Source organism: Zavarzinia sp. CC-PAN008, from assembly GCF_051903925.1.
Lineage (GTDB): Bacteria > Pseudomonadota > Alphaproteobacteria > Zavarziniales > Zavarziniaceae.
Map to the genome: position 1 here is coordinate 3,870,359 of NZ_CP173678.1, position 23,524 is coordinate 3,893,882.

Annotated in this window: 19 protein-coding genes; 10 read left to right on the forward strand and 9 right to left on the reverse strand. The window is 69.0% G+C overall.

Features of this window, described 5'->3' with window-relative positions; all coding sequences use genetic code 11:
• Positions 1–77 precede the first annotated feature (77 nt).
• Both motA and ACI6GS_RS18120 read left to right on the forward strand, forming a co-directional pair.
• The gene (gene motA / locus ACI6GS_RS18115; RefSeq protein WP_439814863.1) at positions 78–944 is read left to right on the forward strand and encodes a flagellar motor stator protein MotA; all 867 of its coding nucleotides are present in this window, start codon (positions 78–80) and stop codon (positions 942–944) included.
• A gap of 349 nt (positions 945–1,293) precedes the next feature.
• The gene (locus tag ACI6GS_RS18120; protein WP_439814864.1) at positions 1,294–2,805 is read left to right on the forward strand and encodes a protein kinase domain-containing protein; all 1,512 of its coding nucleotides are present in this window, start codon (positions 1,294–1,296) and stop codon (positions 2,803–2,805) included.
• On the opposite strand, the gene ACI6GS_RS18125 is transcribed toward ACI6GS_RS18120, so the two are convergent.
• The 3 genes from ACI6GS_RS18125 to ACI6GS_RS18135 form a co-directional block, all read right to left on the reverse strand.
• Positions 2,798–3,319, reverse strand: coding sequence for a GNAT family N-acetyltransferase (locus ACI6GS_RS18125; RefSeq protein WP_439814865.1), 522 nt, complete (start codon positions 3,317–3,319; stop codon positions 2,798–2,800). The two genes, ACI6GS_RS18120 and ACI6GS_RS18125, sit on opposite strands and share 8 nt — an antisense overlap.
• Positions 3,320–3,324: 5 nt before the next feature.
• Positions 3,325–3,840, reverse strand: a complete 516-nt coding sequence (gene ssb, locus ACI6GS_RS18130) for a single-stranded DNA-binding protein (RefSeq protein WP_439814866.1) — start codon at positions 3,838–3,840, stop codon at positions 3,325–3,327.
• A 130-nt stretch (positions 3,841–3,970) separates the two neighbouring features.
• Positions 3,971–5,221, reverse strand: coding sequence for a D-amino acid dehydrogenase (locus ACI6GS_RS18135; protein WP_439814867.1), 1,251 nt, complete (start codon positions 5,219–5,221; stop codon positions 3,971–3,973).
• A gap of 159 nt (positions 5,222–5,380) precedes the next feature.
• On the opposite strand from ACI6GS_RS18135, the gene uvrA reads away from it, so the two are divergent.
• The 4 genes from uvrA (at position 5,381) to ACI6GS_RS18155 (ending at position 10,936) form a co-directional block, all read left to right on the forward strand.
• Positions 5,381–8,269 carry an excinuclease ABC subunit UvrA gene (gene uvrA, locus ACI6GS_RS18140; protein ID WP_439814868.1) on the forward strand — a complete coding sequence of 963 codons (2,889 nt, stop codon included), beginning with the start codon at positions 5,381–5,383 and terminating at the stop codon, positions 8,267–8,269.
• 78 nt (positions 8,270–8,347) lie between these two features.
• The gene (locus ACI6GS_RS18145) at positions 8,348–10,093 is read left to right on the forward strand and encodes an N-acyl-D-amino-acid deacylase family protein (RefSeq protein ID WP_439814869.1); all 1,746 of its coding nucleotides are present in this window, start codon (positions 8,348–8,350) and stop codon (positions 10,091–10,093) included.
• Between the two features lies 1 nt (position 10,094).
• Positions 10,095–10,541, forward strand: coding sequence for a DUF1801 domain-containing protein (locus ACI6GS_RS18150; RefSeq protein WP_439814870.1), 447 nt, complete (start codon positions 10,095–10,097; stop codon positions 10,539–10,541).
• Between the two features lie 2 nt (positions 10,542–10,543).
• Positions 10,544–10,936, forward strand: a complete 393-nt coding sequence (locus ACI6GS_RS18155) for a DUF427 domain-containing protein (protein WP_439814871.1) — start codon at positions 10,544–10,546, stop codon at positions 10,934–10,936.
• Between the two features lie 172 nt (positions 10,937–11,108).
• On the opposite strand, the gene ACI6GS_RS18160 is transcribed toward ACI6GS_RS18155, so the two are convergent.
• The 3 genes from ACI6GS_RS18160 to ACI6GS_RS18170 all read right to left on the reverse strand — a co-directional run bounded on the left by ACI6GS_RS18160 (position 11,109) and on the right by ACI6GS_RS18170 (position 14,071).
• Entirely contained in the window at positions 11,109–12,107 is a 999-nt protein-coding gene (locus ACI6GS_RS18160; protein WP_439814872.1) for a polysaccharide deacetylase family protein, read from the reverse strand.
• Positions 12,108–12,205: 98 nt separating this feature from the next.
• A complete protein-coding gene (locus ACI6GS_RS18165; protein ID WP_439814873.1) occupies positions 12,206–12,814 on the reverse strand; it encodes a TetR/AcrR family transcriptional regulator in 609 nt (202 codons plus the stop codon).
• 138 nt (positions 12,815–12,952) lie between these two features.
• The gene (locus tag ACI6GS_RS18170; protein WP_439814874.1) at positions 12,953–14,071 is read right to left on the reverse strand and encodes a YihY/virulence factor BrkB family protein; all 1,119 of its coding nucleotides are present in this window, start codon (positions 14,069–14,071) and stop codon (positions 12,953–12,955) included.
• Positions 14,072–14,290: 219 nt separating this feature from the next.
• On the opposite strand from ACI6GS_RS18170, the gene ACI6GS_RS18175 reads away from it, so the two are divergent.
• Genes ACI6GS_RS18175 through ACI6GS_RS18185 form a run of 3 tightly spaced genes read left to right on the forward strand, consistent with a single transcriptional unit; the run spans position 14,291 to position 18,579 of the window.
• Entirely contained in the window at positions 14,291–16,123 is a 1,833-nt protein-coding gene (locus ACI6GS_RS18175; protein WP_439814875.1) for a 3-oxoacyl-[acyl-carrier-protein] synthase III C-terminal domain-containing protein, read from the forward strand.
• Positions 16,123–17,067 (forward strand): DUF6999 family protein, encoded by a 945-nt coding sequence (locus tag ACI6GS_RS18180; protein ID WP_439814876.1) that lies wholly within the window; start codon positions 16,123–16,125, stop codon positions 17,065–17,067. The genes ACI6GS_RS18175 and ACI6GS_RS18180 overlap by 1 nt, the downstream gene beginning before the upstream one ends.
• A gap of 60 nt (positions 17,068–17,127) precedes the next feature.
• Positions 17,128–18,579, forward strand: coding sequence for an MFS transporter (locus tag ACI6GS_RS18185; RefSeq protein WP_439814877.1), 1,452 nt, complete (start codon positions 17,128–17,130; stop codon positions 18,577–18,579).
• Positions 18,580–18,582: 3 nt separating this feature from the next.
• Here the strand turns inward: ACI6GS_RS18185 and ACI6GS_RS18190 are convergent, their stop codons facing one another.
• The 3 genes from ACI6GS_RS18190 to ACI6GS_RS18200 form a co-directional block, all read right to left on the reverse strand.
• Positions 18,583–19,116 (reverse strand): cupin domain-containing protein, encoded by a 534-nt coding sequence (locus ACI6GS_RS18190; RefSeq protein WP_439814878.1) that lies wholly within the window; start codon positions 19,114–19,116, stop codon positions 18,583–18,585.
• 12 nt (positions 19,117–19,128) lie between these two features.
• Positions 19,129–21,438 carry a CoA transferase gene (locus ACI6GS_RS18195; RefSeq protein WP_439814879.1) on the reverse strand — a complete coding sequence of 770 codons (2,310 nt, stop codon included), beginning with the start codon at positions 21,436–21,438 and terminating at the stop codon, positions 19,129–19,131.
• A 129-nt stretch (positions 21,439–21,567) separates the two neighbouring features.
• Positions 21,568–22,605 carry a zinc-binding dehydrogenase gene (locus ACI6GS_RS18200; protein WP_439814880.1) on the reverse strand — a complete coding sequence of 346 codons (1,038 nt, stop codon included), beginning with the start codon at positions 22,603–22,605 and terminating at the stop codon, positions 21,568–21,570.
• A gap of 59 nt (positions 22,606–22,664) precedes the next feature.
• Between ACI6GS_RS18200 and ACI6GS_RS18205 the strand changes: the two genes are divergently transcribed.
• Entirely contained in the window at positions 22,665–23,468 is an 804-nt protein-coding gene (locus ACI6GS_RS18205; RefSeq protein WP_439814881.1) for an enoyl-CoA hydratase/isomerase family protein, read from the forward strand.
• Positions 23,469–23,524: the final 56 nt, after the last annotated feature.

The window sequence follows — 23,524 nt, forward strand, 5'->3', positions numbered from 1 at the left end:
GTGGGTCGCGCCCACGTTAACCACGCCTTCACCCTGCGCGTGGCCTCCTGCCCGCATCGGTTGGGCGGAGTGCGCGAATGTTCGCCATCATTGGGATCGTGGTCGTCTTCGTCTGCGTGTTCGGGATCTACATCCTGGCCGGCGGCAACATGGACATCGTGCTGCACGCCCTGCCGATCGAAATGGGCACGATCATGGGGGCGGCGATCGGCACCTTCCTGATCGCCAACAGCATGCACACGATCAAGCATGCGATCGGTGGCATGAAGAAGGTACTCTCAGGCTCGAAGTACAAGGCCGAGCACTATACCGAGCTGCTGTCCTGCCTGTTCGCGCTGCAGAAGCTGGCCAAGACCAAGGGTGCGCTGGCCCTCGAATCGCATATCGAGAAGCCGGAGGAGAGCGCCATCTTCCAGGCCTATCCCCTGGTCATGGAGGACCACCACGCCCTGCACCTGATCTGCGACTACATGCGCATGGTCACCATGGGCATGGAGGATCCGCACCAGATCGAGGGCATCATGGAGCAGGAGATCGAGAAGATCCTGCACGAGGAGCAGCACGCGCCCCACGCGCTCCAGGGCATGGCAGACGGCCTGCCGGCGCTGGGCATCGTGGCCGCCGTGCTGGGCATTGTGAAGACCATGGGCTCGATCAACGAGCCGCCCGAGGTGCTGGGCACCATGATCGGCGGCGCCCTGGTGGGCACGTTCATGGGCGTGCTCATGGCCTATGGCCTGGTCGGCCCGATCTCGGCCCGCATGAACTCGGTCATGGAGGAGGAGAACAAGTTCCTGCTGGTGATCAAGGCGGCCATCATCGCCTATCTCCACGGCCACCCGCCACAGGCCGCGATCGAGACGGCGCGCAAGTCGGTCCCCAGCGAGATGATGCCCAGCTTCCAGGACCTGGAGCAGACGCTGAGCAAGGTCCAAACCGCCTGAGCGCGCCGGCACCCGGTGCGTCCCGGCCGCGTTAACGATGCATTCATCCGCCCCATGAGCATATGGGGCGCGTATCCCTGCCGGAGTGCGGTGTGCCATGCGTTCACGGATCGAGCCGACCGCCCGCCCCCAGCCTGGGTCCCCGGCGGCCTGAACGTGGCCGCCCCCACCCGGCCCTGAGGATCGCCCCGGCTTCCCTGCAATGGCTTCCCTTCCCGCCCCACGCCCGACGACCCGCGGGCAAGAAATCCCGCCCCTTGCGAATCGGGGCGTGCAGGGGCTTGCTCTCTCGACGGACAGGGCGCCCGGTGCCGACCTCACCCCGCCAGAGCCGCCCTGGGGAAGACGCGTGACCGTTGTTTCCGATGCCCTGCCACCTGCGACCGAGCTGAACGGGTATCGCCTGGACAGCGTGCTGGGCCGCGGCGGCTTCGGCATCACCTATCGCGCGCTGCAGGTGAAACTGAACCGCGTCGTGGCGATCAAGGAATACTTCCCCTCGCAGTTCGCCCTGCGCAGCGGCCGCGACGTCCTGCCCAAGTCGGCGGAGGATGCCGAGGATTTCGACTTCAGCATGCGCCGCTTCCTGCAGGAGGCGCAGGTCAGCGCCCGGCTGGCGGCGGAAGGGCGGCTGAAGGACGGCATCGCCGCGATCTACGACTTCTTCGAGGCGAACTGCACCGCCTATATCGTGATGGAGTTCGTCGAGGGCGAGAGCCTGGAGAAGCTGCTGCGCCAGCATCCGGAGGGCCTGCCGGAGGACCAGCTCCTGGCCCTGCTCGGCCCCCTGCTCGACAGCCTGGAGGCGATCCACGCCAGCCACCTGCTGCACCGTGACGTGAAGCCGGACAACATCTTCGTCCGGCCCAATGGCCGCGCGGTGCTGCTCGACTTCGGGGCCGCCCGCGACGTCTCGCCCGGCCACAACAAGAGCTTCACGATGATCGCCTCGATGGGCTACTCCCCCATCGAGCAGTTCTTCGGCCTGCGCCAGGGGCCGTATTCCGACATCTATGCCCTGGGCGCCGTGCTCTATCGCGCGGTCACCGGCAAGAAGCCGCCCGAGGCGACGGTCCGCGACACCAAGATCCGGCGCGGCCAGGTCGACCCGATCCGCGGCATCGACGAAACGGCCCTGCGCCCCTATACCCGCCGCTTCACCAAGGCGATCATGCAGGCGCTTGAACTGCAGCCGGAACGGCGGCCGCAGTCCATCGCCGAACTGCGCGGCCTGCTGGGCCTGGGCCCCGTTGACCTGCCGCCGGTGGACACGCCCAGCATCACGCGCCGCTCGCTGCGCCTGCGCGCCACCGAGATCGAGCTGCCGGAAGAGGATCAGGTCCCCGCCCCCCTGCCGATCCGCGATGCCGAGGAGCGCGCGGCCGAGGGCGAGGCGGAAGGGCGCACAGGCCATACGTCCCGCCGCCGTGGGGGGGCCGCCGCCCTGCCGCCAAGACCCGCCTCCCCCGTGGCCGGGGCGGAAGCCCGGATCCAGGACGTCCGCGCGGCCCTGCGCCGCGACCACCAGCCGGCAGAGGACGCATCCCCCACCGCCCCGTCCACGGCACACGAGGCACCGCGCGGCCGCTGGAGCAAGTACCTGAAGGACCTGCCGCCGCTTCCGGCGACGCCGCTCGACGTGCCGGAGGCGCGCGAGGCGACGCCCGAGCGCCAGGCGGTGGAAGCATTGCGCGCGCCGCTGCGCGGCATGCGCCGCCCGGTGCGGGAGCAGGTGATCGGCTGGCTGGGCTGGACGGCCGCCCTGCTGATCCTGGTCGGCCTGATCCTGATCGCGGCCCGCCCGGCCTGGCTCTACGGTCCGTCCCGGCCGCCCGTCAGCGTGACCCAGCCCCTCAACTGAGCGGGGCGGTCGCCGTGTTCAGGTGGGCCAGGACGCCCAGGAAGCGGGCCATCATCACCTCGTCGGTGAACCCTGCGTCGCCGGCACGACGATAGGCGGCGCGCTGCACGCCCTCCACGGCGAAACCCATGCGGCGATAGAAGGCGAGGCCGCGCGCATTGTCGGCCTCCGCCAGCAGTTCGACCCGCAGCACGCCCTCGCCCGCCAGCCTGTCCAGCGCGTCCTGCATCATGGCGCGGGCCACGCCGCGGCCGTGCAGGCCGGGGGCCACCGCCAGCGGACCCAGGTGCACGACATGGCCGGTGCGTGCGGAGAAGCGCTCGGCGCGATAGAAACCGGCGACCTGACCGTCCTGCTCGAACACAAAGAAGTTGGCCCCGGCCAGCAGACCGTCGAACACGGGCCTGAACCCATCCAGGTCCATCGGCTCGACGCTGAGATAGGGGACGACGGCGTCATGCATGTAGATCGCATGGACCGCCTCCAGGTCCAGCTGTGTCGCCAGGCGCCGCATGGCGCTCAGAACGGAATCTCGTCGTCCAGGTCGTTCATGCTGCGCGACGGACGCCCGCCACCGCCACCCATGCCCCCGCCACCACGGGCCGCAGGCGCGGGCGCGAAGTCGTCGGAGGGATAGTCGTCGTAGCCGCCACCGCCGCCGGAGCGGCCCGCACCGCCCCCCTCGCGCCCGTCGAGCAGGGTCAGCTCGCCGCGGAACTGGCGCAGCACGACCTCGGTCGTGTAGCGCTCCTGGCCCTGCTGGTCGGTCCACTTCCGCGTCTCCAGCTGGCCCTCGACATAGACCTTGGAGCCCTTCTTCAGGTAGCGCTCGGCGATCTGGGCCAGGTTGTCGTTGAAGATGGCGACCGAATGCCATTCGGTGCGCTCCTTGCGCTCGCCGGTGGCGCGATCCTTCCAGTTCTCGGACGTGGCGATGCGCAGGTTGCAGACCTTGCCCCCGTTCTGGAAGGTCCGCACCTCGGGGTCACGACCCAGATTGCCGACCAGGATCACCTTGTTGACGCTGCCAGCCATCCTTGCCTCTCCCCAATCTTCCGGGTCCACAATCGCGCGCGGCGTATTGCGAACATAACAGGAACTTCTTACGCTGCAACCCATGAGCGCCGCACCCGAGTCTGCTCGTCCCGGACGCGGGCGGCGATGTCTAGGCCCTTGGGTCCATCCCATCAAGCCTGATCGCCGGACGGCGTCCGGCGATCAGGTCGGCGGTGATGGTCGCGGATCCGGGGCCCATGGTCCAGCCCATGGAGCCATGGCCCGTGTTGATCACGACATTGCGCACCGGCCCCACCCCCAGGATCGGCTGCCCGCCCGGCGTCATCGGCCGCAGGCCGGCCCAGTATTGCGGCTTTGCATGGTCCGCCCCATTGGGAAACAGTTCCCGCATCGAGGTGAGGCAGGTCTCGAAGTCCGAGGGCTTGAAGCTGGTGTCATAGCCCGCGAATTCCGCCACGGCCGCCGCGCGCAGCCGGTCGCCATAGCGGGCCCAGGAAATCAGGTAGTGCTCGTCCATGCCGCCCAGGCGCGGCGGCGTGTGCTGTGGCCCGATGGGCAGCGTGATCGAATAGCCCTTGATCGGATAGACGGGCAGGTTGAGGCCGAGCGACCGCGCCAGGTGCGGGGAATAGACCCCCAGCGCCAGGACGAAGGCATCGGCCGCGATCCGCCCGGCCGAGGTCTGCACCGCCACGGCCCGGCCGCCCTCGACCTCGAAGCCGGTGACCGTGACGCCATGGCGGAAGACGACGCCCATGCGCTCGGCGCAGTGCGCCGCCAGGTTGATCGTGAAGGTACGGGCGTCGCCGGATTCGTCGGTGGGGCTGAACAGGGCGCCGGCGATCCGGTCACGGGCCTGGGCCAGGCCCGGCTCGATCTGCACCACCTCCCCCGGCTCGATCAGGCGCTGGTCGATCCCCTCCGCCGTCAGGATCTTCGACTTCGCCGCCGCCAAGTCCAGCGCCGCCGCATCGCGATAGACATAGAGCAGGCCGCCCGATTCCAGGTGGCAGGCCACGCCCGTCTCCTCCAGGATGCGGTGGAGCTCCTGCTGCGAGTAGACGCAGATGCGCAGCTTGTGCCGTGTGTTCTCTGCCGCCCGGGCCGCGGTGCACTGGGTCAGGAAGCGCCAGGACCAGGCCCACATCCGCCAGTCCAGGCTGGGCCGGAACCGCAGCGCCTGGCCCGGCTTGAACAGCGAGCGGAGCAGCGTCATCGGTGCCGTCGGCTGGGCCCAGGAAAAGGCATGGCCCGGCGCCATCAAACCCGCATTGGCAAAGCTGGTGAATTCGGCGACACCCGGATTGCGCTCGACCACCGTGACCTCGTGCCCGTCGCGGGCCAGCGCATGGGCCGCCGTGACACCGACCACCCCGGCGCCCAGGACGACGACCTTCATGCCCACGATTCTCCCCTGCCGCGCATGCCTGTCCTCCGCTTGGGCCACCCTTCCCAAGCCATGGTGCAGTGCCACATGATGCGGCGTCCAGCATGCCGGGGTCCGCTCCCCACACATCCTGCTGATCCCCCGCAACCGTTGAGCCCGTAGACAGCCGCCATGTCCAAGTTCATCTCGATCCGCGGTGCGCGCGAGCACAACCTGAAGAACGTCGATGTCGACCTGCCGCGCGACCAGCTGGTGGTGATCACCGGCCTGTCCGGCTCGGGCAAGTCGTCGCTCGCCTTCGACACGATCTATGCGGAGGGCCAGCGCCGCTACGTCGAAAGCCTGTCGGCCTATGCCCGCCAGTTCCTGGAACTGATGCAGAAGCCCGACGTCGATCATATCGAGGGGCTGAGCCCGGCCATCTCGATCGAGCAGAAGACGACCTCGCGCAATCCGCGCTCGACGGTCGGCACGGTCACCGAGATCTATGACTACCTGCGCCTGCTGTTCGCGCGCGTGGGCGTACCGCATTCGCCGGCGACGGGCCTGCCGATCGAAAGCCAGACGGTCAGCCAGATGGTCGACCGCATCATGGCGTTCCCAGAGGGGACGCGCCTGCTGCTCATCGCGCCGTTCGTCCGGGGGCGCAAGGGCGAGTACCGCAAGGAACTGGCCGACCTGCAGAAGCGCGGCTTCCAGCGCGTCAAGGTCGACGGGACGCTCTACGAACTGGGCGAGGTACCGGCCCTCAACAAGAAGCTGAAGCACGACATCGACGTGGTCATCGACCGCGTCGTGGTGCGCGATGGCATTGCCAGCCGCCTGGCCGACAGTCTTGAGACGGCGCTGGAACTCGCCGACGGCCTGGCCATTGCCGAGAATGCGGACGACGGCACGCGCACCCTGTTCTCTGCCAAGTTCGCCTGCCCCGTCTCCGGCTTCACGATCCCTGAGATCGAGCCGAGGCTGTTCTCGTTCAACGCGCCCCACGGCGCCTGCCCCGCCTGCGACGGCCTGGGCGTGAAGCTCTATTTCGACCCCGAACTGATCGTGCCGGACGAGACGGTGTCCTTGCGCAACGGCGCCATCGCGCCGTGGTCCAAGACGATTTCGCCCCTCTACCTCCAGATGCTGGATTCGCTGGCGCGCGCCTTCGGCTTCTCGACCAGCGTGCCCTGGTCCGACCTGCCGGCCGAAGCCAAGGCGATCATCCTCAACGGCTCCAAGGGGCAGCCGGTCACGATGTCCTATGACGATGGCCTGCGCTCCTACAAGACCACCAAGCCGTTCGAGGGCGTGGTGCCCAACCTCGACCGGCGCTGGCGCGAAACCGACAGCGCCTGGATGCGCGAGGAGTTGAGCCGCTTCCAGTCTTCCGCCCCGTGCGAGGCGTGCAACGGCTATCGCCTGAAGCCGGAGGCGCTGGCCGTCAAGATCGCGGGCGACCATATCGGCCAGGTGGTCGAGCTTTCGATCGCCAAGGCGGCGGCTTGGTTCGCCGCCCTGCCCGAGCGCCTGACGCCGAAGCAGCAGGAAATCGCCGCCCGCATCCTGAAGGAGATCGGAGAGCGGCTGGGCTTCCTCAACAATGTCGGCCTCGACTACCTGACCCTGGCGCGCTCGTCCGGCACCCTTTCGGGCGGCGAGTCGCAGCGCATACGCCTGGCCTCGCAGATCGGCTCTGGCCTGACCGGCGTGCTCTATGTCCTGGACGAGCCGTCGATCGGCCTGCACCAGCGCGACAATTCGCGGCTGCTCGACACGCTCCGCCACCTGCGCGACATCGGCAACACGGTGATCGTGGTCGAGCATGACGAGGAGGCGATCGAGAGCGCCGACCACGTGATCGACATGGGTCCCGCCGCCGGCGTCCATGGCGGCCAGGTGGTGGCGCAAGGCACGCCCGCCGAGATCATGGAAAACCCGGCCAGCGTCACCGGCCAGTACCTGTCGGGGGTGCGGCAGGTGCCCGTGCCGGCGGAGCGACGGCCCATCAACCGCGAGCGGATGCTGACCGTGCGGGGCGCGCGCGGCAACAACCTGAAGAACGTCACCGCCCACCTGCCGCTGGCGACCTTCACCTGCGTCACCGGCGTCTCGGGCGGCGGCAAGTCCACCCTGGTGATCGAGACGCTGTACAAGGCAGTCGCCAAGCGGCTGAACAATGCCCGCAGCCATCCGTCCGACCATGATGGGATCGACGGCCTGGAATACCTGGACAAGATCGTCGACATCGACCAGTCGCCCATCGGCCGCACGCCGCGTTCCAACCCCGCGACCTACACGGGCGCATTCAGTCCCATCCGCGACTGGTTCGCCGGGCTGCCGGAGGCGCAGGCCCGCGGCTACAAGCCGGGCCGCTTCTCGTTCAACGTCAAGGGCGGGCGGTGCGAGGCCTGCCAGGGCGATGGCGTCATCAAGATCGAGATGCACTTCCTGCCCGACGTCTATGTCCAGTGCGACGTCTGCAAGGGCCGCCGCTACAACCGCGAAACGCTGGAAGTCCTGTTCAAGAACAAGTCGATCGCCGACGTACTCGACATGAACGTCGAGGATGCCTGCGCCTTCTTCTCCGCCGTGCCCGCCGTGCGCGACAAGCTGGAGACGCTGAAGCGCGTCGGCCTTGGCTATATCAAGGTGGGCCAGCAGGCGACGACGCTGTCAGGCGGCGAGGCCCAGCGCGTGAAACTGGCCAAGGAATTGTCCAGGCGGGCGACGGGCCGCACGCTCTACATCCTGGACGAGCCGACGACCGGCCTGCACTTCGCCGACGTGCAGCAGCTGCTCGAGGTGCTCCATGCCCTGGTCGACACGGGCAACACGGTCCTGGTGATCGAGCACAATCTTGAGGTCATCAAGACCGCGGACTGGATCGTCGACCTGGGGCCGGAGGGCGGCGATGGCGGCGGCGAGATCGTGGCCGAAGGCACGCCCGAGGACGTGGCAAAGGCCAGCCGCAGCCACACCGGCCGCTACCTGGCCGCCACCCTCGCCCGCAGCGCCCGCGCTCCCGCCGCCCAGCCCGCCGAGAAGCCAAAGGCCCGCCGCAAGGCGGGGTGAAGATCAAATGCTTGGCCTCATCGTCCCATCGGCCCATCATGCGCCGCAAAAGCCGGTCATGAAATTTCGGGAGGACGCATGAAGCCGCTGGATCTGGTCGTACGGGGCGGCACCGTGTTCGATGGGACGGGTGCCGCGCCGATTGTGGCCGATATCGGTGTCGCTGACGGCCGCATCGTCGCCGTCGGGCCCGACCTGCCCCAGGCTGCCCAGGAAATCGACGCGCGCGGCCTGATGGTGACGCCGGGCTGGGTCGACATGCACACCCATTATGACGGCCAGATCACCTGGGATTCGCGGATGACGCCGTCGTCCACCCTGGGTGCCACGACCGTCGTCGCCGGCAATTGCGGCGTCGGCTTCGCGCCCGTGCGCAAGGGCGACGAGGATACGCTGGTCCGCCTGATGGAGGGGGTCGAGGACATTCCGGGTGCCGCCCTGCACGAGGGGCTGTCCTGGAACTGGGAGAGCTTTGCCGAGTACATGGCGGCAATCGAGACGCTGCCCCACGACATCGACGTGGCCGTCCAGCTGCCGCACGGGGCCCTGCGCGTCTATGTCATGGGCGAGCGTGGCGCCAATCGCGAGCCGGCGACGCCCGAGGAAACGCAAGCGATGCGCGAGCTGACGCGCGACGCGATCCGGGCCGGCGCGCTCGGCTTCTCCACCACGCGCACCATGGTCCACCGCACGGCGGACGGCGACCTGACGCCCACGCTCGGCGCCTCGCGCGCGGAGATGGAGGCGATCGCGCAAGGCCTGGCCGATGCGGGCTCCGGCGTCCTGCAATGGGTCAGCGACTTTTCCGACTTCGACGAGGAATTCTCGCTGATCTGCGACCTGACGAAGATCGCGGGCCAGCCGCTGACCTTCTCCATGGTCCAGGCCGACGTCGTGCCCGACATGTGGCGCAAGCAGATGGCCCGCCTGGACGAGGCCGTCGCCCAGGGCTATCCGCTGAAGGCGCAGGTGGCGGGCCGCCCGGTGGGCCTGATGCTTGGTCTTCAGGGGTCGGCCCACCCCTTCATCAGCCGCCCGGCCTATCAGGAGATCGCCCACCTGCCGCTCGCCGAGAAGGTGGCGCGGATGCGCGATCCCGCCTTCCGCGCCCGCCTGATCGCGGAGAAGCCGGCCAAGGGCCACCCCTTCATCAACTCGCTGGCCGGCGCGTATCACAAGATGTACGCGGTCGAGAACGATGCCGTGGACTACGAGCCGGATCCCGCGACCAGCATCGGGGCGAAGGCCAAGGCCCTGGGCGTCAACCCGGACGAGCTGGTCTATGACGCGCTGCTGGCGGACGAGGGCCGCGCCTTCCTGTTCTTCCCCATGCATAATTACTGCGAGGGCAGCCTGGACAATGTCCGCACCATGCTGGCCAGCCCCAACACGCTTTCCAGCCTGTCGGACGGCGGCGCCCATGTCGGCGCCATCTGCGATGTCAGCCTGCCCACCTTCATGCTGACCCACTGGTGCCGCGACCGCACCCGCGGCCCCGGCCTGGACCTGGCCGAGACGATCCGTGCCCAGACCAAGGACACGGCCGAGGCGGTGGGCCTGTACGACCGGGGCGTGCTGGCGCCCGGCTACCTGGCCGACATCAACGTGATCGATTTCGACCGCCTGAAGCTCAAGGCGCCCTACATGGTCTATGACCTGCCGACGGGTGCCCGCCGCCTGATGCAGGAGGCAGAGGGCTATGTCGCGACGATCAAGGCGGGCCAGGTGATCTATCGCGACGGCGTGGCCACCGGTGCCCTGCCCGGCCGCCTGATCCGCGGCCGCCAGCCAGCACCCGACGCCACGGCCCAGGCCGCGGAATAGGATGGCGAAGGCAACGCGGAAGCCGCTGGACAAGCCGGCGGACGGTTCGCCCGTCCTGCTGTCCGGCGGCAACCCGCAGATCGCCAAGGGCGATGGCGACGGCCCGGTCCAGGCCTATATCGCCGCCGCCCCAGGCTGGAAGGGCGACCTGTGCCGCCGTCTGGACGGGCTGGTTGTGGCGGCCGTGCCCGACGTCGCCAAGGCGGTGAAGTGGAACTCCCCCTTCTACGGGGTTGCAGGCGACGGCTGGTTCCTGAACTATCACTGCTTCACGAAGTACGTGAAGGTCGCCTTCTTTCGTGGCCAGTCGCTCGACCCCGTGCCGCCCGGCGCGTCGAAGAGCCAGGACACCCGCTATCTCGACATCCGTGAAAGCGATGTATTGGACGAAGCGCAGTTCACATCCTGGGTGAAGCAGGCGGCCAGCCTGCCAGGTGAAAGGTTGTAGCCATGCCCGACCGCCAGATCCTGGAGCCGAGCGCGGCGCACCCAATCACGATCGCGGCCACGGCCGGCCGCGTCGTGGTCACGCTTGGCGACGCCGTCCTCGCCGACAGTGGCGGCGCCCTGACCCTGCGGGAGGCGACCTATCCCCCGGTCCAGTACATCCCGCGCGAGGATGCCGCGATGGCGCAGTTGCGCCGCTCCACGCACACGACCTGGTGCCCCTACAAGGGGGAGGCCAGCTATTACGACGTGCCCGCTCTTGGCGCGCGCGGCGCCAATGCCGTCTGGACCTATGAGACGCCGCATGCCGGTGTGGCCCAGATCGCCGGCCACCTCGCCTTCTACCCCGACCGCGTGAGCATCGCGGTGCAGGGGGCGGCCGCCGGCGCGGTCTGACAGCGCGCTCTCCAGCCTGCGGCGCCGTCGCACCTGATGCTTCGAGACGCCGGCCTGATGGCCGGCTCCTCAGCATGACGCCGTTGTTTTCGGTCCTTTCCAACAGGCGTCATCCTGAGGATGTCCCGCAGGGACCGTCTCGAAGGATGTGGCGGACCCTCTCAGCGTTCCCTCACGGATGGTGGTGCGCGAAGTCCTCGGCGCAGGGGACGGCGCCGGTGGCCTGGGCGATCTGGCCGAAGATCGCCGCGAAGAGGTCGTTGACCGTCAGGCCGGGCAAGGGGTGGATCCGCTCCAGCTCGTCCAGGATGGCGGGCGGGCAGTCCTCGATCGGCACGTTCCGGGCGTGGGCATAGCGCTGGACGATATTGCGGAAATGGCGGTCGACTGGCGGCGGCTCGCGGTGGATCGGATCGGCCATCGCCTCCTCCAGGCTGATGAACTCGACCCCCGCCTCCTGCAGCTTGTCGAGCACGGCGGACAGGGTCCGGGCCATCACCGGCGTGCCGTGCAGCAGCCAGACATGCGCCGGATCACGCCCGAACATCGTGCGTGCGGCGGCCGCCTGGACGCGGAGCTGCTTCAGGGCGGTCGCCACCAGCTGGTCGCGGATCCAGCGCTCCGCCTCCTGGTCGCCGACGGTGACGGCCCGGTGATAGGCAAAGGCGAACTGCGCGTCCCAGAACCAGACCGTGATCGGTGCGGCGGTATAGCCGTGCCGGCCCAGCCAGTTGAGCACCGCCTCCTGCTTCTCGGGACTGTCGCCCCACATGTCGAAGCAATGGCGGAAGTAACGGGTGGGCGCCACGGCGGTCCAGCGGCCGATCAGCTCCTCGGTCTTCTCGATATCCTCGATATAGCGCTCGGGGCTCAGCCAGTTGAGGCTGGCATGGTGATGCGTGTGGTTCGCGGTGAAGTGCCCGGCCTCGGCCCAGGTCTCGAACACCCGCGCCAGGCCCGGCGCATCGTCCAGGGGTGCCGTGTTGGAAAAGGCGTAGACGCCCTTCACCCCGTGCGCGCTCAGGGCGCCGGTCATGACCTGCGCCACCTTGGGCGGGGTCCAGTCCCCCAGAGTCGGCATGCCCTTCCACTGGAACAGGTCGTCGACCGTCACCGCCAGACGGATCGGGCCATTGGGCGAAAGGGCGGGCTCCCTGGAACCGGCTGTCATGCTGACCTCCCCAAGCGGCCGGCTCTGCGGCCGGCATGTCGGGGCGATGGTGGCTGGTGAATTATACGTATGTCAAAGATTTTTTGGACAGTTGTACATCAGCGATAGGCTTCTGCCGCGGCGGTCATCGCGCGGACCAGGCGATCCTCGATCTCCGCCACGCTGCCGGGCATGCCCATGTCAAGCCCGACCGCCTCAGGCGACATCAATTCGGAACCGGTGATCGTCATGACATAGGCCATCAGGACCAGGCTGATGACGTCGGCCCGGCTGGCCCGGGGTAGCGCGCGGTGCAGGACGGCCGTCTGCCGCCGCACGACGTCGCTCAGTTCCTCCGACAGGACGGCGCTGCCGAGGGGCGAGCCCCACATCTTGGTCTGCAGCTTGAAGAAGCGGCCAAAGGTCTGCGGGTCCTCCCGCGCCAGGCGCATCAGGGGGTGGATGATCGTCCGCACCACTTCGGCCACCGGGGCCGGATCGGGCGCGTATTTCAGGTCGAGCGCGTCGATCATCTCGCCCCGCAGGCGATTGATCGGCTCGACCAGGCGTTCCATCACGGCGCGGAACAGCCCCTCCATGCTGCCGAAATGGTACGAGAGCAGGTTGACGTTGGCATTGGCCGCGCGGGCGATCTCCCGCGCCGAAGGCCCCCAGAATCCCTTCTCCGCGAACAGCGCCTCGCCCGCGTCCAGGAAGCGCTGCCGCACGCCCGGTTCGTGTTTCGCTGCCCCGCGTGCACCCTGTGCCGTCCCGCCTCCATCGCCCAAGCCAGCACCCGCCCCGCAGCCATCGTCCCGGTCGCAGCCTAGTCCAGTTGCGCCCCCCGGTCCCGGCGGTTGTGGACCTCAGGCCCCCTCGCCGCCCCGTGGCCGCGTCAGCCACCCGACCACGGCGATGACGGGCAGGACCACGGCCAGGGTCCCGGCGGCCCGGCGCAGCGTCTCCTCGCGCAGGACGGGCGCCGTGCCGCGCGCCTCCAACTCGGCCTTCGCCGTCGGCACCAGGGGCGGCGGATCGTCCTCGCCCGCGACGTGGTCGGCCATGTAGGCACCGCGCGCGCCCATCGGGCGGACCGGACCGGTGGTGGTGTCGTGCGCCGTCTGGTGCTCCATCTCGGCATTCAGTTCGGCCCCGACGATCAGTACGTTGACCGAGATCCACAGCCAGGTCAGGAAGCCGATCAACGCCCCCAGCGAGCCATAGGTCGCGTTGTAGGAGCCGAAATTGGCGACGTACCAGGAGAAGGCCAGGGACACGACCAGGATCACCCCGATCGCCAGGACGCAGCCGGGCGTCACCCAGCGCCAGCGCGCCCGCTCCCGGCTGGGCCCCCAGCGATAGAGGGCGGCCGTGCCCAGGGACGCGACAAGCAGCAGGGCGGCATAGCTGCCCCCGGCGATCAGCCACTCGGTGCCCTCGGCCAGCCCGACCAGGGCAAGCGCCCGCGGCATCACCACCACGACCACGATCAGGCACAGGACGGCGAAGATGGCGCCCAGGGTGAAGCCCAGGGACACCAGCGTCACCTTCACGAAGCCGCGCTTTTCCCGTTCCTCATAGGCAACGTTCATCGCCTCGAACAACGCCTTCATGCCCGCATTGGCACTCCACAGGGCCAGCACCAGCGACACGCCGAAGGCAAGGCCGAGCGCGGCCTGCTCCTGGCTGGCCAAGCGGGTCATCTGCTCCTGCAGGATCTCCATGCCGCCGCCCGGCACCAGGCCCTGGAGCAGGCCCAGATGCTCCTGGATCGTCGCGCGGTCCAGGAACAGGCCATAGATCGACACCAGGGCCGTCATGCCCGGGACCATGGCCAGAAGCAGGTAATAGGTGACGCCCGCCGCGATCAGCATCACGCGGTCCTCCCCCACCTCCTGCCAGACCCGCCACAGGATCTCCTTCCAGCCGCGGGCCGGAAACTGGAGCGGGCCTGTCGCCTGGTGACCCAGCGCGTCGACACTCATTCCATCCCTCCGCCAGTTCCTTCGCCGTGCACGGGCGAACCCTGGGCGGCGCAGGATGTTCCGGGCCACGCGCCGCACGGGGTAATGCCTTGGCCGCAAAGCCGCCACGATTGCGAGGCACGACTAGTGCGATCCCGCCGCCTGGGGCGGTGCAGAAGGACGACGTCCCTGGTTCGCCCGCAATCCCCGACGCTGAGCCGGCCGGTCTACATCAACGCGGTGGGCAGGCACCTGCCGGGACCGACGATCGGCAACGAGGACATTCCAGCCTATCTGGGCCCGATGGACCGCAGGCAGCGCCGCATCGGGCGGGAGGCGCTCCGCCAGAACGGCATTCGCGGGCGGCACTACGCGCTGGACCGCGACGGCACGCCCAATGCCACCAATGCGGGCCTGGCGGCCGCCGCCATCCGCGACGCGCTGGACCGCGCCGAACTGGACCCGGCGCAGGTCCGCTTCCTGGCCTGCGCCACGTCGCAGGGCGACCTGCTGGCGCCGGGTTTCGCCTCCATGGTCCATGGCGAGCTGGCGACCGGCAACCGCCCCCTTCCGCCCGTGGAGATCGCCAGTTTCCATTCCTTCTGCGCCAGCGGAATGATGGCGCTGCGGGCCGGCGTCAACGCGGTTGCGGCGGGCGCCGTGCCCAATGCCGTGGTCTGCGCATCCGAACTGATCAGCCGCTACCTGCGGCACGGCTATGCCAATTCGGGGCCCGCCGGGATCGATGCCGAGTTCCTGCGCTGGATGCTGTCGGACGGTGCGGGTGCCGTGGTGCTGGAGGACAGGCCCAATGCCGCGGGCCTGTCTTTGCGGGTGGAGTTCGTCGACCTGGTCTCCTATGCCGACCGGCTGCCGACCTGCATGTATGCCGGCTCGAACCAGGGGCCGGACCGCACGATGGTGCGGCCCTGGGGCTCCTATCCTTCGCTTGGCGAGGCGGTGTCGGACGGCGCCCTGATCCTGAAGCAGGACCTGGAGCTTTTGGAGAACATCGTGCCCCTGGGGGTGGCGCGCTATTTCGAGCTGGTCGACCGCGGCCTGATCCCCGCGGGCGGCGTCGACTGGACGCTCTACCACTACTCGTCCGACGCGTTCCGCGCCCGCATCTGCGAGGCCGCGGCACAAGCCGGCGCGCCGGTGGACGAGGCGCGGATGTTCACCAACCTGAACACGAAGGGCAACACCGGCTCCGCCTCGATCTTCATCATGCTGGAGGAGCTGTTCAATGAAGGCCGCTTGGAGCCGGGCCAGACGATCCTGTGCATGGTCCCCGAATCGGGCCGCTTCATCATCGGCTACATGCTGCTGACCGTCGTAGGCCAGACCCGCGGCGCGCCGTCGCCCCCAGCCGATGTCGAACCGATCTTCGTTCCGTCGGGCGGCAGTGCGCTGAAGCAGCAACTGGTGCGCGGCCTGACCCAGGTCTGGACCGAGTTCGAGACCGCGCTGAACACGGTGCCGGTGATCGACCGCCTGAACCGCCGCCGCTTCCGGATCGAGGACTATCGCCGCCTGCTCATGAACCTGCGCCAGCAGGTGGCGGAAGGGGCGCGCTGGATCGCCCGCGCCGCCTCCAACATCCCGCTCGACAAGTTCGAGCTGCGCTCGACCTTCCTGGGCCATGCGCATGAAGAGCATCGCGATTTCCGCCTGGTGGAGCAGGACTTCGTGGCCGCCGGCGGCAGGCTGGAGGAGATCCGCGCAGGTGCGAAGAACATCGGCTCCGAAGCGCTGTCCGCCTGGATGTTCCAGCGGGCGAGCCAGCCCGACCCGGTGGACCTGCTGGGCGCCATGTTCATCATCGAAGGGCTGGGCAACCGGCTGGCCGCCCGCTGGGGCCGCATGATCCAGGAGCAGCTGAACCTGCCGGGCGATGCGGTCCACTTCCTCACCTATCACGGTGCCAATGACGACACCCACGTTGAGAAGATGTGGTCGGCCTTCGATCACGAGGGGCTGCTGACGGAGGAGAGTGTCGCCGCGATCCTGAAGACGGCCCGCGTCACGGCCCGGCTCTACCGCCTTCAGCTTGAGGAACTGGACAACGTCTGATGGAGCGGTTCTCGCCCACCCTGACGGCGGACCCGCCAGAGGCGGCCTTTCCCCCCGACCTGGATCCCGCCCGCCTGGACATGCGCGATCCGGATCCTTGGCTGGCGCTTTATCTCGACACCTCGATCCCAATCGATCCCCAGGCCAAGGCGGCGCTGATCCGCTGCATGCGCTCGCGCTCGCGCAAGTCGCTGCTGCCGTTCCTGCGGCCCCTGGCGCGGACGTTCATCGTGCTGAACACCGTCGTGCGCACGCTGCTGATGGACCGCTGGCATTCGTCGAAGGTCCTGCATCGGCTGATCGTCTGGGGCCTCGGCCGCTTCGTCTCGCCCGATGCCAACTTCCTGGTCGTGCGCCATTTCCACCTGGGCACGGAGCTGCTGCAGTTCGTGAAGGACAACGTGCCGGGGGCCGAGGCGGTGGAGACGACGCCACTGCGGCCGCGTACTCTGGACGACCTGCGCGACGATGTCTTCCTGGTCCATGACCTGAACCTGTTCAACTTCGTGATCCAGCTGGGCGCCCTGCTGCGGCGGGAGGGGCGGGACATCGTTCCCCCGGAGCGGGTCAACTACGCAGCGATCACCGACGGCCCGCAGGACATCGCGCCGATGCCGGACGGCCGCCTCAACGTCATCGACGTGCAGAGCGGGATAGAGGCCTATACCCCGCTCTACCAGCTGTTCCTGACGGATGCCGACTTCTGGCGCGCCGCCAATTCGCTCCAGCTGGACGAGACGATTGGCATCTACATCGCCAAGATCCTGGGCTCGCCCTATCACCTGTTCTTCGCCAACAACAAGCACCCGATCGTGCCGCAATCGACGCTGCGCGCCGGCTTCCGCCTGATGCTGCACGGCCTCGCCGTGGAGCAGCTGCACTACCACCTGCGCCAGCGCAAGCGCGCCGCCCTGGCGCATGAGGCTGCACCCGCCGTGATCTGACCTGGAACCACCTGGTGCCGGCTGGGTTGGCCGACAACGCGCCCACCAGCATCCGGCCCGATGGTTCCAGCAGACGACGCCCTCCGCCACGACAGGATCATCGCAACCGACGTGCCGGCGCGGCTCGACCGCCTGCCCTGGTCGCGCTTCCACTGGCTGGTGGTGGTGGCCCTGGGGATCACATGGATCCTGGATGGGCTTGAGGTAACGCTGGCGGGCTCCGTCGCCGGCGCCTTGCGCGAAAGCCCCGTCCTTGCCTTCAGCGCGAGCGACGTGGGCCTGGCCAACAGCGCCTACCTCGCCGGCGCCGTGATCGGTGCGCTGTTCTTCGGCTGGCTGACCGACCGGCTGGGGCGCAAGACGCTGTTCTCGATCACCCTGCTGGTCTATCTGGCAGGGACCGCGGCCACGGCCTTCTCTTGGGATCTGTGGAGTTTCGCGCTGTTCCGCTTCGTGACCGGGGCCGGCATCGGCGGCGAGTACAGCGCCATCAACTCGGCAATCCAGGAGCTGATCCCCGCACGCCGGCGCGGCCAGACCGACCTCGCCATCAATGGCAGCTTCTGGTTCGGCGCGGCCGCCGCCGGCCTTGGCGCCATCGTCCTGCTCGACCCCGCCGTGATCGACCCCGAATATGGCTGGCGTCTGGCCTTCTTCATCGGGGCGGCGCTGGGGCTGGTGATCCTGGTCCTGCGGCGCTTCCTGCCGGAAAGCCCGCGCTGGCTGATCATCCATGGCCGGCCAGAGGAGGCGGAGCGCATCGTCCGCACGATCGAAGCCGACGTGGAGCGCCGGGGCCACGTCCTGGCGCCCGTCACGACCCAGGCCCGCCTGCGCACGCGCCGCGCGACGCCCCTGGGCGCCGTGGTGCGGACCCTGGTGCGCGACTATCCCCGGCGCACCGTCCTGGGCCTCAGCCTGATGAGCGCGCAGGCCTTCCTCTACAACGCGATCTTCTTCACCTACGCAATGATGCTGACCGACTTCTATGGCGTGTCCAGCGCAGCGGTCGGCTGGTACGTCCTGCCCTTTGCCCTGGGCAATGTCGCCGGGCCACTGCTGCTGGGGCGCCTGTTCGACACGGTCGGCCGGCGGCCGATGATCGTCGGCACCTACATGATCTCGGCCGTCCTGCTGGCGGTGACCGGCTTCCTGTTCCATGCCGGCCTGCTGGACGCGACCACGCAGACCCTGTGCTGGACGATCACCTTCTTCTTCGCCTCCGCTGCCGCATCATCGGCCTATCTCACGGTGGCGGAGGTCTTTCCACTGGAGGTGCGGGCGCTGGCGATCGCCGCCTTCTACGCCTTCGGCACCGGGATCGGCGGGGTGGTGGCGCCCTGGCTGTTCGGCGTGCTGATCGAGAGCGGCTCACGCGATCAGGTACTGATCGGCTACCTCCTGGGTGCCGGCCTGATGGCGCTGGCCGCCCTCGTCGCGCTTGTGCTGGGTGTCCGCAGCGAGGGCCAGCCGCTGGAGGCGGTCGCCCGCCCCCTCTCCTGGCACGACTGAGAGCTACAGCGCCTTGGCGTCGACCAGGATGCCCATGCACAGGGCAGGCTCGGTGCCGCGGTTGACCCAGGCATGATTGGTGCCGCGCTGGACCACCACGTCATAGGGGTTCAGCGTCACCTCCCCCTCCTCCAGCAGCAGCGTCACCTGACCCTTCAGCAGGATCACGAAGTCGATCGTGCGGGTCTTGTGCATGCCGGGATGGCGGGCCGTATCGACCCGCGCATCGGCTGAGCCGATGGCCTCGAACCCCGCGGCCGTCGCGGCATCCAGGGCGGCGCGGTCCATCGCCGGATCCTCCGGATGGACGACGAAGTAGAGCGCGCGGACCCCATTCGTCTCCGGCTGCAGCTTCAGGGGCTTCAGGCCGCCATCGGCGTCCGTTGCATTGTCCTCCGGCAGGGTGCCGGTCGCCCAGATATGGGCCAGGGCCGCATCCTGCACGCCGACCGTGCCCGGCGGCGGCCCGGCCTGTGCCACCACCGACTTCCCCGCAGCATTGTGGCCGGTGACGATCCGGCGAATGGTCTCGAACATGGTCAGCCCTCTCTATGACGCCAGGGCCAGGTCGGCCAGGCGGCGCTGCAAGTCCTCCAGGATCTCGTCGCTGTGCTGGCCCAGCGTCGGCGTCGGGCAGCGCAGCGCCGGGCGCACCCCGTCCAGGCGATAGGGCGGCACGCCCAGCAGGTGAAGGCCGGCCCAGGGCCGCTCCAGCGTGACCCAGAAGCCCGCCGCGGCCAGCTGCGGATCATCCTTCAGGTCGTGCGCCGCGACGACCGGCGCGGCCGGGACGCCGGCTGCCTGAAGCTCGGCCGCCGCCTCCCCCGCGGGGCGTCCGCGGGCCCAGGCGGCAATGGCCGCCTCAACCTCCGGCGCTGTGGCGCGGGCAAAGTCGCCGGCCCAGTCGTCGCGGCCCAGGATGCGGCACAGAGCGGGCCAGGACGCCGCGTCGCCGACCACGGCCAGCCAGGCATCGTCCCCCTTCGCCCGGACGACGCAGGACGGGGCAAGGCTGCCCCCGGCCCTGGCATTGCCGGTGCGCGGCACGGTGCCCCCCAGCACCTGGGCGCCCAGGATCGCATGCGCGCCCAGCTGGAACAGAGCTTCCACCTGCGACATGTCCATGCTGACGCCGCCCAGCGTCTCGCGCCCATAGAGCCCGGCCATGGCCGAGACGGCGCCATAGACGCCGGCCACCGGATCGCCATAGGCGATGTGCTGCATGGCCGGCTGCCAGTCCGCCGGGCCGTTGATCCAGGGCAGGCCGCTCGACTGTTCGACGGTCGAGCCATAGGCGCGGAAGTGCGACCAGGGCCCGGTCTGGCCGAACGCCCCCATCGCCACCATGACCAGGCCCGGGCGCAGCGCCTGCAGCACGTCAGGCCCCAGGCCCAGCCGCTCCATGACACCCGGGGCATAGTTCTCGATCACGACATCGGCCGTCGCCACCAGCTCCTTGGCGCGGGCGACACCCTCCGGCCGCGCCAGGTCCAGGGCGATGCCCTTCTTGTTGCGGTTCATGCCGTTGAAATGCGGCTGCAGCTCGGTCGGCGGGGGGACGATGTCGACCGGCGCGTCCCAGCCGCGCCACCAGTCCGGGTGGTCCCGCGATTCGATCTTGATGACCTCCGCCCCCAGGTCGCCGAAGTGCCGCGCCGCCAGTGGCCCGGCCCAGCCCATGGAGAAGTCGATGACGCGCACGCCAGACAGCGGGGCCGCGCGCACGCCCGCCTCGGCCGGCCCCTCTCCCCGGGTGCCGCGCAGGCAGTGACCGCGCAGGCGCACGGGCAAGGTGGGTCCCGACAGCGTGCCGGCCGGCGTCGCCACGGGTGCGAAACTGCCACGCTCGCGCCAATGGGCGATGCCGGGCAGTTCGGCCGGCTGCGGCACCGGGGCCATGGGGATGCGCAGACGCTGCCCCTCCATCAGCCAATGCGCGGCGGGCTTCGTCTCCAGGATCGGCTGCAAAATGGCGTCGATCGCATCGGCCAGGACCTGGCGGTCCAGGCTGGTGGTGAAGCGGGGATCGGCCGCCATGTCGGGCCGCCCGACCAGCACGCCCAGCGACTGCCACTGCGCAGGCGTCAGGGCCGTCACCCCGATCCAGCCGTCGGAGGCGCGATAGATCGTGGCGGGGTAGACGGCGGCAAAGCGGTTGATGCCGATGCGGGTCGCCTTCACCTCCGGCATCAGGGCGGCGACGGCGCCCGGCTCCATCACGCACTGCGCCGCTTCGTGCACATGGACGTCGACGCGCGCGCCAGGGGCACCGCGCCGCCGTCCGACCAGGGCGGCCAGGCCGGCGATGAAGCCGGTGGCACCCGCCAGCATCTGCGGCGCATGGCCTTGCGCCAGCACGGGGGGACCGTCGAACGTGCCGAAGCTGAACGCGGCCCCGGTCAGGGCCTGGATCAAGGCATCATTGCCCTTCCACCGGGCATAAGGCCCATCGGGATTGAACCAGGACAGGGCCAGGTACAGGGGTGCCCGCTCACCCAGGCGGGCGGCCAGGGCATCCCGGACCGCCTCACCCTTGGCCAGGGCGTCCGCATCGGGTCCGGCGACGATCAGGCCAGCCGACCCGCCCAGCAGGGCCAGCGCCGTGTCGGCGTCCGGCGCCTGGCGCTTGCCGGCGTCCAGCCAGGCGCCGAACGCCTCGCCCGCATCCCCACCCAGGCCGATGTCCCGGTCGCCGGACGCCGCACTGCCGATCCGCACCACGTCCGCGCCAAAGCCCGCAAGCAGCCGGCCGCAATAGCGCGCGGCGATCCCGCCCGAAAGCTCGATCACCTTGAGCCCCGCCAGCGCCGCTTCCCGTGCCGGCGTCTGGCCTGCGGCGGTCTCGTTCGATCCGCTCATGTCCTGGTCCTCCCGTTTGTTCTTGTCGTGCCGAGTTCTATGAGCTCAGCCTCTTGTTTTGTTCACCCCACCCCGCTCATGCCCCGCAAAAGCGGGGATGAGCGGATGAGGGTTGGTTTCAGTCCATGCTCAGAACTCCACCATCACCTTGCACTGGGTGCTGGGCGTGCGCAGGGCCTCGAAGGCGACGGGCAGGTCGTCGAGCGCGATCACGTCGGTCAGCATCGGCATGCCGCTGATCCGGCCCTGGCCCAGCAGGTCGGCAATCACCTCGAAATCGCGCTTCACGTAGCCCAGCACGAACCTGAAGGTGATCTCCTTCACGATGGCGCTGACGGGCACGATGGTGTCGGGCTTGTTGCAGACACCGACCACCACGACCGTCCCCCCGAACGGTGCGATGTCGATGCACTGCTGCAGCAGCCCGGGCACGCCCACGCATTCGAAGATGACGTCCGGCGGTCCGCCGGCAATCGCCTCGAACTGCGGCAGCAGCGGCTGGCCCGCATCGATGCCGTGGGTGGCACCAAAGGTCTGGGCCAGGGCCTGGCGCCCGGCCGCGCGCTCGCTCACCACCACGGTGCGGGCACCCAGGTAGCGCGCCCACAGCGTGGTCGCCAGGCCGATCGGCCCGGCCCCCAGGACCAGGACATTGGCCCCCGGCTCGATCCGCGCCGCCTGCACCGCGTGCAGGCCAACGGCCAGCGGCTCGATCAGGGCCCCGTCGCGGAAGCTGACGGCATCGGGCAGCAGCACCGTCTCGGCCGCACCGACGCGCGCATACTCGGCATAGGCGCCGCCCACGATGCCAAAGCCCTGCGGCTGCAGGTTCTGGCATTGCAGCGTCTGGCCCCTGCGGCACGGCCCGCAGGTCCGGCACGAGATGAAGGGCAATGCGGTCACGCGCTGCCCCTCGCGCCAGGGGCCGCCCTTCAGCCCGCTGCCGATGGCGACCACCTCGCCAGAGAATTCGTGGCCCATGATGGTGCCGTCGCCCATCACGCCTTCGGTCACCGCAATCTGCGGCGGCTCGGTCGCGTGCAGGTCGGATCCGCAGATCCCGCAATTGCAGACCCGAATCACCAATTCGTGCGGCAGCGGCGCCGGGTCGGCGACCGTCGTGATCTCCAACGGCAGACCCGGCTTTCGAAACACCGCAGCCTTCATGCCCTTTTCCTCCCTCTTATTTCCGCTAGTGTCCCTGGCCAAAGGAGGAGACGCAACCAATGAACTACGAACAGATCCGCTACGAGACCCAGGGCGAGGTCGCGATCATCACCCTGAACCGGCCGGAGCGCCTGAACGCCTGGACCACGCGGATGAGTGCCGAACAGGCGCACGCGATCCAGACGGCCAACAACGACCCGAAGATCGGCGCCATCGTGATGACGGGGGCGGGGCGCGGCTTCTGCGCCGGAGCGGACATCGCCGACAACTTCAACCAGCGCATCAAGAAGCAGGATGCCGGGGACGTGGACGGTGCCGCGCGCGACGGCGGCATGTCCGAAGGGGTCGACTGGAACGCCCTGGTGCGGGAATCCAAGCCGATGATCGCCGCGGTGAACGGCCATTCGGTCGGCATCGGCGTCACCATGATCCTGGCCTTCGACATCATCATCGCGTCCGAAGCGGCCAAGTTCGTCTTCGCCTTCGTGCGCATGGGCCTGGTGCCGGAACTGGGCTCGTCCCACCTGCTGCAGCAGCGCGTGGGCTTTGGCCGGGCGAACGAGCTGTGCCTGACCGCCCGCACCGTGAGTGCGACCGAAGCCGCCCAGATCGGACTGGTGGAAAAGGTCGTGGCGCCCGAGGCGCTGTTGGACGAGGCACTGGCCACGGCCCGCATGATCGCCGCCTTCCCCGACGGCTCGCTGCGCGCGACCAAGCAGCTGCTGACCGCCAACCGCAACGAGACGGACATGAAGATCGTCCAGATGCGGGAGATGGAGAAGATGAAGGAGCGCTATGTCAGCGCCGAGCACAAGGAAGCGGTTGCCGCCTTCCTGGAGAAGCGCCCCGCGAAGTTCCGCTGACCATTGGGGGCCGCCGCGCCCCCAATAACACCGCTCTATGTGTATATCCCGGCACA

What these genes read in the sequence shown, in the direction of transcription:
- motA (WP_439814863.1), top strand. Translation starts at nt 78, where the DNA reads ATGTTCGCCATCATTGGGATCGTGGTCGTCTTCGTCTGCGTGTTCGGG.
- ACI6GS_RS18125 (WP_439814865.1), bottom strand. Translation starts at nt 3,319, where the DNA reads ATGCGGCGCCTGGCGACACAGCTGGACCTGGAGGCGGTCCATGCGATC.
- ssb (WP_439814866.1), bottom strand. Translation starts at nt 3,840, where the DNA reads ATGGCTGGCAGCGTCAACAAGGTGATCCTGGTCGGCAATCTGGGTCGT.
- ACI6GS_RS18135 (WP_439814867.1), bottom strand. Translation starts at nt 5,221, where the DNA reads ATGAAGGTCGTCGTCCTGGGCGCCGGGGTGGTCGGTGTCACGGCGGCC.
- uvrA (WP_439814868.1), top strand. Translation starts at nt 5,381, where the DNA reads ATGTCCAAGTTCATCTCGATCCGCGGTGCGCGCGAGCACAACCTGAAG.
- ACI6GS_RS18145 (WP_439814869.1), top strand. Translation starts at nt 8,348, where the DNA reads ATGAAGCCGCTGGATCTGGTCGTACGGGGCGGCACCGTGTTCGATGGG.
- ACI6GS_RS18150 (WP_439814870.1), top strand. Translation starts at nt 10,095, where the DNA reads ATGGCGAAGGCAACGCGGAAGCCGCTGGACAAGCCGGCGGACGGTTCG.
- ACI6GS_RS18155 (WP_439814871.1), top strand. Translation starts at nt 10,544, where the DNA reads ATGCCCGACCGCCAGATCCTGGAGCCGAGCGCGGCGCACCCAATCACG.
- ACI6GS_RS18160 (WP_439814872.1), bottom strand. Translation starts at nt 12,107, where the DNA reads ATGACAGCCGGTTCCAGGGAGCCCGCCCTTTCGCCCAATGGCCCGATC.
- ACI6GS_RS18170 (WP_439814874.1), bottom strand. Translation starts at nt 14,071, where the DNA reads ATGAGTGTCGACGCGCTGGGTCACCAGGCGACAGGCCCGCTCCAGTTT.
- ACI6GS_RS18180 (WP_439814876.1), top strand. Translation starts at nt 16,123, where the DNA reads ATGGAGCGGTTCTCGCCCACCCTGACGGCGGACCCGCCAGAGGCGGCC.
- ACI6GS_RS18185 (WP_439814877.1), top strand. Translation starts at nt 17,128, where the DNA reads ATGGTTCCAGCAGACGACGCCCTCCGCCACGACAGGATCATCGCAACC.
- ACI6GS_RS18190 (WP_439814878.1), bottom strand. Translation starts at nt 19,116, where the DNA reads ATGTTCGAGACCATTCGCCGGATCGTCACCGGCCACAATGCTGCGGGG.
- ACI6GS_RS18195 (WP_439814879.1), bottom strand. Translation starts at nt 21,438, where the DNA reads ATGAGCGGATCGAACGAGACCGCCGCAGGCCAGACGCCGGCACGGGAA.
- ACI6GS_RS18200 (WP_439814880.1), bottom strand. Translation starts at nt 22,605, where the DNA reads ATGAAGGCTGCGGTGTTTCGAAAGCCGGGTCTGCCGTTGGAGATCACG.
- ACI6GS_RS18205 (WP_439814881.1), top strand. Translation starts at nt 22,665, where the DNA reads ATGAACTACGAACAGATCCGCTACGAGACCCAGGGCGAGGTCGCGATC.